Origin of the sequence: Streptomyces luteolus (assembly GCF_029968015.1) — a bacterium.
GTDB lineage: Bacteria > Actinomycetota > Actinomycetes > Streptomycetales > Streptomycetaceae > Streptomyces > Streptomyces luteolus.
On record NZ_JASCIS010000027.1, the window covers coordinates 95,844 to 106,415 of the forward strand.

General features: G+C 71.2%; 9 protein-coding genes. 7 read left to right on the forward strand and 2 right to left on the reverse strand.

Features of this window, described 5'->3' with window-relative positions; genetic code table 11:
• The first annotated feature begins 1 nt into the window (after position 1).
• The 3 genes from QIT00_RS24805 to QIT00_RS24815 all read left to right on the forward strand — a co-directional run bounded on the left by QIT00_RS24805 (position 2) and on the right by QIT00_RS24815 (position 4,796).
• On the forward strand, positions 2–2,317 hold the full coding sequence (locus QIT00_RS24805; protein WP_282537597.1) for a HelD family protein: 2,316 nt from the start codon (positions 2–4) through the stop codon (positions 2,315–2,317).
• A gap of 412 nt (positions 2,318–2,729) precedes the next feature.
• Positions 2,730–4,151, forward strand: a complete 1,422-nt coding sequence (locus QIT00_RS24810; protein ID WP_282537598.1) for an NAD-dependent malic enzyme — start codon at positions 2,730–2,732, stop codon at positions 4,149–4,151.
• A gap of 363 nt (positions 4,152–4,514) precedes the next feature.
• Positions 4,515–4,796 carry an HU family DNA-binding protein gene (locus tag QIT00_RS24815; protein WP_016645140.1) on the forward strand — a complete coding sequence of 94 codons (282 nt, stop codon included), beginning with the start codon at positions 4,515–4,517 and terminating at the stop codon, positions 4,794–4,796.
• Between the two features lie 75 nt (positions 4,797–4,871).
• Here QIT00_RS24815 and QIT00_RS24820 read toward each other — a convergent pair whose 3' ends face one another.
• Positions 4,872–5,555 carry an HAD family hydrolase gene (locus tag QIT00_RS24820; protein ID WP_282537599.1) on the reverse strand — a complete coding sequence of 228 codons (684 nt, stop codon included), beginning with the start codon at positions 5,553–5,555 and terminating at the stop codon, positions 4,872–4,874.
• 11 nt (positions 5,556–5,566) lie between these two features.
• Entirely contained in the window at positions 5,567–6,310 is a 744-nt protein-coding gene (locus QIT00_RS24825; protein WP_282537600.1) for a GntR family transcriptional regulator, read from the reverse strand.
• Between the two features lie 286 nt (positions 6,311–6,596).
• On the opposite strand from QIT00_RS24825, the gene QIT00_RS24830 reads away from it, so the two are divergent.
• The 4 genes from QIT00_RS24830 to QIT00_RS24845 are packed head-to-tail and all read left to right on the forward strand — an operon-like array spanning position 6,597 to position 10,517.
• A complete protein-coding gene (locus tag QIT00_RS24830; protein WP_282537601.1) occupies positions 6,597–7,751 on the forward strand; it encodes an extracellular solute-binding protein in 1,155 nt (384 codons plus the stop codon).
• Positions 7,752–7,753: 2 nt separating this feature from the next.
• On the forward strand, positions 7,754–8,662 hold the full coding sequence (locus tag QIT00_RS24835) for an ABC transporter permease (protein WP_282537602.1): 909 nt from the start codon (positions 7,754–7,756) through the stop codon (positions 8,660–8,662).
• A complete protein-coding gene (locus QIT00_RS24840) occupies positions 8,650–9,471 on the forward strand; it encodes an ABC transporter permease (protein WP_282537603.1) in 822 nt (273 codons plus the stop codon). Before QIT00_RS24835 ends, QIT00_RS24840 begins: the two co-directional genes overlap by 13 nt.
• Entirely contained in the window at positions 9,468–10,517 is a 1,050-nt protein-coding gene (locus tag QIT00_RS24845; protein ID WP_282537604.1) for an ABC transporter ATP-binding protein, read from the forward strand. Before QIT00_RS24840 ends, QIT00_RS24845 begins: the two co-directional genes overlap by 4 nt.
• Positions 10,518–10,572 lie beyond the last annotated feature (55 nt).

A 10,572-nucleotide genomic window follows, 5' to 3' on the forward strand; every position in this document is an offset into this window, starting at 1 on the left:
GGTGGCCGTCGACAACGGAACTCTGCCGTCAGGCACACGCGACCGGGAGATCGGTGCCGAGCAGGCACACCTCGACCGGGTCTACCGCCGCCTCGAGGAGAAGATCCACGAGGCCGAGTTCCTCATGCACGACGCCGCCCAGCGCGGCCAGGTCGGCACCCCCGGCGCGCTCGCCGAGCGGGACGCGCAGGTCTTCCGCGCGGGCGTGCACCTCAACCGGCTCAACAACGAGTTCGAGGACTTCCTCTTCGGCCGGATCGACCTGCTGCTCGGCAAGGACGGCAAGAAGGGCCCGGACGGCGCGTACACCTCGATCGAACCGGCCGACGACGCGATCCGGCCGGACGGCGCCCGTCAAGTCGCCGACATCGCCGAGACCCTGCACATCGGCCGGATCGGCGTCCTCGACGCGGACTTCTCGCCGCTGGTCATCGACTGGCGCGCCCCGGCGGCCGCGCCCTTCTACCGCTCCACCCCGGTCGACCCCGGCCGGGTGGTCCGCAGAAGGGTCATCCGCTCCAAGGGCCGCAAGGTGCTCGGTGTCGAGGACGACCTGATGCGCCCCGAGCTGACCGCCCACCTGGACGGCGAGGAGCTCCCGGCCCTCGGCGACGGCGCCCTGATGGCGGCGCTCGGCCAGGCCCGCTCGCACTCCATGCGGGACATCGTGGCCTCCATCCAGGCCGAGCAGGACCTGGTCATCCGGGCCCCCGCCGCCTCCGTGACGTACGTGGAGGGCGGCCCCGGCACCGGCAAGACCGCCGTCGCTCTGCACCGCGCCGCGTACCTGCTCTACCAGGACCGGCGGCGGTACGCGGGCGGCATCCTGATCGTCTCGCCGACGCCGCTGCTCGTCGCGTACACCGAGGGCGTCCTTCCGTCGCTCGGCGAGGAGGGGCAGGTCGCGATCCGCGCGGTCGGCTCCCTCTACGACCAGCCGGACGGCGCGGAGGCGACGGTGTACGACGAGCCGCCGGTGGCCCGCGTCAAGGGCTCCTCGCGGATGCTGAAGGTGCTGCGCAAGGCCGCCCGCGGCGTCCTGGAACGCCCGGACGCGCCCACCCTGCTCCGGGTCGTCGCGTTCGGCCGCCGCCTTGAACTGGAGGCGGACGAGCTGGCCCGGATCCGCCAGGCCACCCTCGGCGGCTCGGCCCCCGTGAACCTCCTGCGCCCGCGCGCCCGCAAGCTGCTCCTGGACGCGCTGTGGGCCAAGTCCGGCTCGGCCAACCGGCACTCCGACCCGGAGCTGGCGGCCGAGCTGCGCTCCTCCTTCGACGAGGACGTGGCCTCCGAGGACGCCTTCCTGGCCTTCCTCGACGCCTGGTGGCCCGAGCTGACCCCGCGCCTGGTCCTCGCCGCGATGGCCGACGAGAAGCGCCTCGGCCGCTGGTCGCGCCGCGTCCTCAACCCGGGCGAGAACCGCCGCCTGGCCCGCTCGCTGCGCCGCGAGGGCCTGTCCGTGCACGACGTGGCGCTCCTCGACGAGCTGCAGACGATGCTCGGCACCCCGGCCCGCCCCAAGAAGAAGCGCGAACTCACTGTGTCTGATTCCTGGGGCCTCGACCAGCTCTCCGGCCTGGAGGAGCTGATGCCGCAGCGTGAGGAGACCCAGCGCGAACGCGCCGAACGCCTCGCTCAGGAACGGGTCGAGTACGCGCACGTCATCGTCGACGAGGCCCAGGACCTGACGCCGATGCAGTGGCGGATGGTGGGCCGCCGCGGCCGGCACGCCACCTGGACGGTCGTCGGGGACCCGGCCCAGTCCTCCTGGTCGGACCCGGACGAGGCCGCCGCCGCCCGCGACGAGGCCCTCGGCACCCGGCCGCGGCGCCGCTTCGAACTCACCGTCAACTACCGCAATCCGTCGGAGATCGCGGAGCTCGCGGCCAAGGTCCTGGCCCTCGCCATGCCCGGCACCGCGTCCCCGAAGGCGGTCAGGTCGACGGGCGTCGAGCCCCGCTTCGCGGTGGTGCCCGACGGCGACCTGGGCGCGAGCGTCCGCGCGGAGGCCGAGGCGCTGCTCGACCGGGTCGACGGCACGATCGGCGTCGTGGTCGCGATGCGCCGCCGCGCCGAGGCGGCCCGCTGGCTCGCGGAACTCGGCGACCGCGTGGTGGCCCTCGGCAGCCTGGAGGCCAAGGGCCTGGAGTACGACGCGACGGTGGTGGTCTCCCCGGCGGAGATCGCCGACGAGTCCCCGGCCGGCCTGCGCGTCCTGTACGTCGCCCTGACCCGCGCGACCCAGCAGCTCACGGTCGTCTCGGGCGAGCGCGACGAGCCGGACGCGGCGGGCGTACCGGACCTGCTGCGGGACTGACCGGGTCCCGTGCGGGGCCGTAGGAAGCGCCACCCCGCGCGGGAATTGCCTTACGGGGAACCTTTGTTACCTTGGACATGGCACCGGCCCGATCCAAGCCCCCGGGCCCAACCTTCGTCGCTACGAGCGACCACTTGCCGCGAGGCGAGCATGGCGGGTCGGTGTCACTTGAACGTCGGAAGAGGCCCGCGTCACCCACGGTGGCGCGGGCCTCTTCGTGTTCTCCCTAGAGGTTCCTCCAGCGTTCAAGGAAACTCTTCCCACGATCCTCCACTTCTCGTATGGTGGAAGATGTTTTCCGAATCCAAGCGTGAACAAAACGTTCTCAATCCGGGGCGGCTACCACGTACCCAGCGGTAGGTGCGACGATCGGATGACGCACGCGAAATATCAGGTGAAAGAGGAAGTCGGCATGGCAACGGCGCCCAGCGTCTCCTACTCGATGACGGTCAGGCTCGAGGTGCCTGCGAGCGGTACGGCCGTTTCGCAGCTCACCACGGCCGTCGAGTCCCACGGAGGCTCGGTCACCGGCCTCGATGTCACGGCTTCCGGCCACGAGAAGCTCCGTATCGACGTCACCATCGCCGCGACCTCCACCGCGCACGCGGACGAGATCGTCGAGCAGCTGCGCGGCATCGAGGGCATCACGCTCGGCAAGGTCTCCGACCGTACGTTCCTGATGCACCTCGGCGGCAAGATCGAGATGGCGTCCAAGCACCCCATTCGCAACCGCGACGACCTCTCGATGGTCTACACGCCGGGTGTGGCCCGGGTGTGCATGGCCATCGCCGAGAACCCCGAGGACGCGCGCCGCCTGACCATCAAGCGCAACACCGTCGCGGTCGTGACGGACGGCTCGGCCGTGCTCGGCCTCGGCAACATCGGCCCGATGGCCGCCATGCCGGTGATGGAGGGCAAGGCGGCCCTCTTCAAGCGCTTCGCCGACATCGACGCCTGGCCGATCTGCCTGGACACCCAGGACACCGACGCCATCGTCGAGCACGTCAAGGCCATCGCCCCCGGCTTCGCGGGCATCAACCTGGAGGACATCTCCGCGCCCCGCTGCTTCGAGATCGAGGCCCGCCTGCGCGAGGCCCTCGACATCCCGGTCTTCCACGACGACCAGCACGGCACCGCCATCGTGGTGCTCGCCGCCCTGACCAACGCGCTGCGCGTGGTCGGCAAGAACGTCGGCGACGTCCGCGTGGTCATGTCCGGCGCCGGCGCGGCCGGTACGGCCATCCTGAAGCTGCTGATCGCCGCCGGCGTCAAGCACGCCGTGGTGGCCGACATCCACGGCGTCGTGCACGCCGACCGCGACGACCTCAAGGACGCCGCCGTCGACTCCCCGCTGCGCTGGATCGCGGACAACACCAACCCCGAGGGCGTCACCGGCACCCTCAAGCAGGCAGTCGTCGGCGCCGACGTGTTCATCGGCGTCTCGGCTCCGAACGTCCTCGGCGGGGACGACGTCGCGGCGATGGCCGACGACGCGATCGTGTTCGCGCTCGCGAACCCGGACCCGGAGGTCGACCCCGCAATCGCGCGCCAGACGGCGGGAGTTGTGGCCACCGGCCGCTCCGACTTCCCGAACCAGATCAACAACGTCCTGGTCTTCCCTGGCGTGTTCCGCGGCCTGCTCGACGCCCAGTCGCGCACCGTGAACACCGAGATGATGCTGGCCGCCGCCACCGCGCTCGCGGACGTCGTCACCGAGGACGAGCTGAACCCGAACTACATCATCCCCAGCGTCTTCAACGACAAGGTCGCCGGTGCCGTCGCCGGAGCGGTGCGCAACGCCGCCAAGGCCGCCGGAGGGGCTCCCACCGCCTGATGTGACGGTTCCCACGGTCGCCGGGGCGGCGCGTCGCGGAACCCGCGCCGCCGCCCCGCCCTCTAGGGTTGCGGGCGGCGCGCCCTGAAATCCTGGGGGTCCGGCGCCCGGAGCCGGACGGACCGTCGCGAACTTCGTCACCATTTAGACGAAGTGGCGCTTTTCGTGTGACTCCCAAGGGTGCCGGATTGGCTTTCCCGCCATTTTTAGGGGCAGGATGCGTCTCTAGGCGGGAGGGTCCGACTGACGGACCCGGGTCCGGGGACCCACGAAGGACCCTGGCAGCATCGGCTTCGCTGTGCTGAACATGCGGCTCGACCGCGTGGCACGCCTCAACGGCAAGAAGAACACGGGAGTACAAACATGAACCGCAGTGAGCTGGTGGCCGCGCTGGCCGACCGCGCAGAGGTGACCCGCAAGGACGCCGACGCCGTGCTGGCCGCGTTCGCCGAGACCGTCGGCGAGATCGTTGCCAAGGGCGACGAGAAGGTCACCATCCCCGGCTTCCTGACCTTCGAGCGCACCCACCGTGCCGCTCGCACCGCCCGCAACCCGCAGACCGGCGAGCCGATCAACATCCCCGCCGGCTACAGCGTGAAGGTTTCGGCCGGTTCGAAGCTGAAGGAAGCGGCGAAGGGCAAGTAAGCCTCGACGTCAGCGCGGAGGGCGGCACCCGGGAAGTTCCGGGTGCCGCCCTCTTTGCTTGCCGTACGTCGGCGGTCAGAGGCGGATCTCCTCCAGCGTCCGCACCAGCGTCGTACGCGGTCCCGGGGTGATGCCCGGGACCGAAGGCACCGCCAGGAGGCGGCAGCCCGCTGCCAGGGCCGCTGTCGCGCCCGTCGGGGTGTCCTCCACGGCCAGGCAGTCCGCCGGGTCCACGCCGAGCGCCGCCGCGGCCGTCAGATACGGCTCCGGGTGCGGCTTGCCGCGCTCCGTCTCGCCCGAGGTGACCGACGTGTCGAAGCGGTGCCGGCCGAGCGTGTCCAGGACCAGGTCCGCCACGTGCCGCTCCGAGGCGGTCACCAGCGCCGTGGGGATGCCGAGCGACCGCGCCCGGTCGAGCAGCCGCAGCGCGCCGGGCTGTACGGTCACGCCCGCCGCGACGCGGGACGTGAACGCCCGGTCCAGGATCCGCGCGCTCTCCGCGGCCGTCAGGGCCGTAAGCCCCTGCCGTACGAGATGGTCGGCGGCGTCGGCCACCGCCGCGCCCGCGAACGGGGCCAGGGTCGGGCCGCTGGACGGGGAGCCCTGCGCGTGCAGGAACTCCGCGACCGCGTCGAGCCAGGCGTGCTCGGTGTCGACGAGGGTGCCGTCCATGTCGCAGAGCAGGGCGGCCGGGCGGGGCAGAGTGAGCGCGCGGGACGCGGGGGACGCGGGGGACGAGGGGTGCGCGGGGTTCGTCAACTGCGGGTTCCTCAATGATCAGGGGCGGTGCGGGCCAGGGGGTTGGCCTGCACCGAGTTGCGGACGGTGAAGACGACCGTGCCGGGCCGGTAGCGGTCGTCCGAGGTCTCCACCGGGCGGCCCTCGGTGGTGGTCGTGGTGCGGCGGACGCGAAGGAGCGGGGAGCCGCGGCGGACCGACAGTTCGCGGGCGTCCACCGTGCCGGCGGGGACCGCGTCCAGGTGGTGCTCGCCGTGCGACATCACCAGGCCGACCGCGTCGTACAGGCTCTGCGTCACCGACTCGCAGTCGTCCGGCAGGGCTTCGACGGCCTCGGCGGTCCAGCCCGCGTACACCGTGCGTTCCAGGAGGACCGGGTCGCCGTCCAGGGTGCGGATGCGCAGGACGTGCAACACCGTGTCGCCCGGGGCGAGTTGGAGCTGGGCGGCCTCGGCCTCGGTGGCGCGGGCGCGACGGCTCGACAGGACCCGGCCGCCGGGGGTGCGGCCGCCCGCGCGGGCCCACTGGGCGAAGCTGCGCAGCTCGGTGAAGCTCTGACTGGGTGTCGCCGCGAGCACCACGCGCCGGGCGCCCTGCCGGGAGCCGATCAGGCCCTCCGACTGGAGCGTGCCGAAGGCCTGGCGCAGGGTGCCGCGCGAGACGCCGTGGGCGCTTGCGAGTTCGGACTCCGAGGGCAGGGCGGCGCCCACCGGATAGCTGCCGCCGGCGATGGCGCGGCGCAGCTCGTCGGCGATTTCCTCGTGCCGTCGGGTCACTGGTCTCCTCGGACGGGTCGGAGCTGGCAGGAGGGCTCGATCATGTCATCCGACGTCGCCTCCGCGCACCCCCGAACTGTGCGCAGATGCGTACAGGGTCGGCGAGCGGGACTTTGCTTATAACCGCTCCCCGGCCAGGTAAACACTTCTCTTCATAACGCTTTTGACCTGCGCTTTTTCTTCACCCTGAGCTTTACCGTGCGGTCACTTGGCGGTTATCTTCGTCCGGCTTACTGACGATGGCTTGTCCAGACAGGTGGCAGCCGAAGACCCAGGAGTACCCATCGTGAAGGCATACCGTCCCCGTGGTTCGAGGCGCGCCGTGACCGTCGCCGCCTGCGCACTCGTCACCGCCGTCGCGGCCGCCGGCTGCGGTGCCGCGCCGACCGCGGACGCGCAGGACAGCAAGGCGGGCAAGGCCCGTTCGGCGGCCGACCTCGGCGGCCTCGACAAGCTGGTCGCGGCCGCGAAGAAGGAGGGCGAGCTGAATGTCTACGCCCTCGCGCCCGACTGGGCGAACTACGGCGAGATGATCAAGGCCTTCGAGAAGAAGTACGGCATCGAGGTCAACAACGAGAACCCCGGCGGCAGCAGCCAGCAGGCCCTCAACGCCGCCGCCAAGCGCAAGGGCCAGCCCCGCGCCGTGGACGCCCTGGACCTCGGCACCGCGTACATGCAGGACGCCAAGACCAAGCAGCTGCTCGCCCCGTACAAGGTCGAGGGCTGGGACGGGCTGCCGAAGGAGCAGAAGCAGGCCGACGGGTCCTTCGCGGACAACTACGGCGGCTACATCTCCATCGGCTGCGACGCCAAGGCCGTCAAGGAGTGCCCGGAGACCTTCGAGGACCTGCTCAAGCCGGAGTACAAGAACAAGGTCGCCCTCAACGGCAACCCGACCGAGTCCAGCTCCGCGCTCTCCGCGGTCTTCGCCGCGTCCCTCGCCAACGGGGGCTCGCTCGGCGACGTACAGCCCGGCCTCGACTTCTTCAAGGAGCTGAAGCAGAAGGGCAATTACGTCCCCGCCGAGTCCACCCTCGCCACCATCCAGAAGGGCGAGACCCCGATCTCCATCGACTGGGACTACCTCAACCTCGGCTACGGCGACAAGCTCAAGCCCAAGGGCGTCGACTGGCAGGTCATCGTCCCCGAGGACGGCCAGTACTCGCTGTACTACAACCAGGGCGTCAACAAGTACGCCCCGCACCCCGCCGCCGCCCGCCTCTGGCTGGAGTTCGTCTACAGCGAGGAGGGCCAGAACATCTGGCTCAAGGGCTACTCGCGGCCCGCGCTGCTCGACCGCATGGTCGAGGACGGCACCGTAGACAAGGCCGCCAACGCGAAGCTCCCTTCGGTCACCGGCACCCCGAAGTCCGCCACCCCCGAGCAGGAGGCCGCGGCCAAGGAGAAGGTCGTCCAGGGCTGGGCCAAGGCGGTCGGCTGAGCATGGCGGAAAACGTACTGGAGAAAGTCGCCGTACGGGCGGAGCAGGCCGCGCCCCGACGCCGCCCGCGCCGCCGCCGGGCCCGCTGGCTCGCCGTCGTCCCGTTCTTCGCGTTCCTCGCCGTCGGCTTCGGACTGCCCGCCGGGACCATGGCGTACGGCGCGTTCACGGCGACGGACCCGGCGACGGGCGCGACCCGGTTCACCACCGAGAACGTCACCGGCGCCCTCTCCGGGGTGTACGCGGAGGGGCTCGCCGGAAGCGTGCGGCTCTCCCTGCTCACCGCCCTGTTGGCGACCGTCGTCGGCGCGGTGATCGCCCAGGCGCTGGTCGCCTCTCAGAAGCCCGCGCTGCGCCGGGCCGTCGTGGCGGCCTGCGGGGTGTTCGCCAACTTCTCCGGCGCACCGCTCGCGTTCGCGTTCATCGCCACCCTCGGTACGACCGGCACCCTGACCCGGATGCTCTCCCTGGAGTCCACCGGCTTCAGCGTCTACACCTTCACCGGGCTCGTCCTCGCGTACCTGTACTTCATGGTGCCGCTGATGGTCGTCACCGTCCTCCCGGCCTTCGACGGTCTCCGCGTCCAGTGGCGTGAGGCCGCCGCCTCCTGCGGGGCGACGCGCGGGCAGTTCTGGCGGCACGTCGGCATCCCCGTGCTCACGCCCTCGCTGCTCGGCGGCGCGGTCCTGATGTTCGGCACCGCCTTCGCCTCGCACGCCACCGCGGCCGTCCTGGTCGGCGGCTCGGTCCAGCTGATCACCATTCAGATCGCCAACGCCCTCAACGGCAACGTGCTCGCCGGGCAGGAGAACCTGGCGCTCGCGATGAGCCTCAACATGGTCCTGGTCGCGCTGCTCGTCATGGCCGTACAGATACCGCTGCAGCGCAGGAGTGCCCGATGGCTCGGCTGACCTCGCGCGGACCGGTCCTCGGGATCGCCGCGCTCTACTTCCTCGTACCGGTCGCGGCCTCGCTGTGGTTCACGATCGCCGACGCCGACGGCATCAGCTTCGACGTCTACAGCAAGGGCCTCGGCTCGGAGGGCCTCACCACGAGCCTGCTGAGGTCCGTCTCCATCGGCCTCGCGACCGTGGCGCTCGGCCTGCTGCTCATGGTGCCGACCACGGTCGCCGTGGCCCTGCGCCTGCCGAAGCTGCGCCGGGTCGTCGAGATCCTCTGCATGATGCCGCTGGTCGTCCCGCCGATCGCCCTGGTCGCGGGCGTAGCCACGGTCCTCTCCTGGCAGCAGGACCTGGCCGCGACACCGCTCTACGGGACCTTCCAGGCGCTGATCAACCGCGACTTCCCCCTCATCCTCGTCATCGTCTACACGGTGATGTCCCTGCCGTTCCTGTACCGCTCCCTCGACGCGGGCCTGCGCTCCGTCGACCTGCGCACCCTCGTCGAGGCCGCCCGCAGCCTCGGCGCCTCCCGTACCCAGACCCTGCTCCAGGTGATCGCGCCCAACCTGCGCCAGGCCGTCATGGGCGGCGCGGTGCTCAGCCTCGCCATGGTGCTCGGCGAGTACTCGGTCGCCTCCGTCCTCGGCTTCGAACCGTTCGCCGTATGGATGGTCAACGTCGGCGACAGCGAGGCCCAGCTCTCCGTCGCCGCCGCGATGCTGAGCCTGCTCTTCACCTGGGGGCTGCTGCTCCTGCTCACGGCCTTGGCCGGTGGGCGCACCCGTAAGACCGAGAGCCGAAGGAAGACGACCTCATGACCGTCCCCGTGCAACTCAAGCAACTCCGCCGGGAGTTCGGGTCCACGGTGGCCCTGGACGGCCTCGACCTGGACATCGCGCCCGGCGAACTCGTCGCCCTGCTCGGCCCGTCCGGCTGCGGCAAGACGACCGCTCTGCGCATCATCGCGGGCTTCGAGTCGGCGGACGCCGGCGAGCTGCTGATGGACGGCCAGGACGTCACGTCCGTCCCGGCCAACCGCCGGGACATCGGCATGGTCTTCCAGTCGTACTCCCTCTTCCCGAACATGACGGCCGCCGAGAACGTCTCGTACGGGCTCCGGGTACGGGGCGTCTCGTCCGGTGAACGGGCCGCGCGGGCCGGGGAGTTGCTGGACCTCGTCGGCCTGCCCGGACGCGGCGGGCACTATCCGCACCAGCTCTCCGGCGGCCAGCAGCAGCGCGTCGCGCTCGCGCGGGCGCTTGCGATCCGGCCGCGCGTCCTGCTCCTGGACGAGCCGCTGTCGGCGTTGGACGCGAAGGTCCGGCTCACGCTCCGCGAGGAGATCCGCCGCATCCAGCTGGAGCTCGGCATCACCACGGTCTTCGTCACCCACGACCAGGAGGAGGCCCTGTCCATGGCGGACCGGGTCGCCGTCATGAAGGACGGCCGCCTCGAGCAGTGCGCGGCCCCCTCGGAGTTGTACGACCGTCCGGCCACGCCCTTCGTCGCGGAGTTCGTCGGCACGATGAACCGGGTGCCGGGGGTGGTGGGCGCGGACGGCGTGGTCGAGCTGTTCGGGCGGCGGCTGCCGGCGCACGGTGGTTCTTTCGGCGCCGGTACGGAGGTGGACGTGCTGCTCCGGCCGGAGGGGTTCGGCGTGGTGCCGGGCGGGGATGCGGTGGTGCGGGTGGCGACGTTCCTGGGCGCGACGACCCGGTTGCACGTGACGACTGCGTCGGGGCTCGCGGTGAAGGTGGACGTTCCGAGCTGGGAGGCGGACGGGCTGACGCCCGGGGCTTCTTGCACGGTCCGGCCGCACGAGAAGCCGGTGCTGGTGGCCGAACGTGCGGTGCCGGTCGGCTAGTTGCTTCTTCCCCTCCCCGCCCCTTCCCGAAAGTCCTGCCGGACGGGCCTCCTCA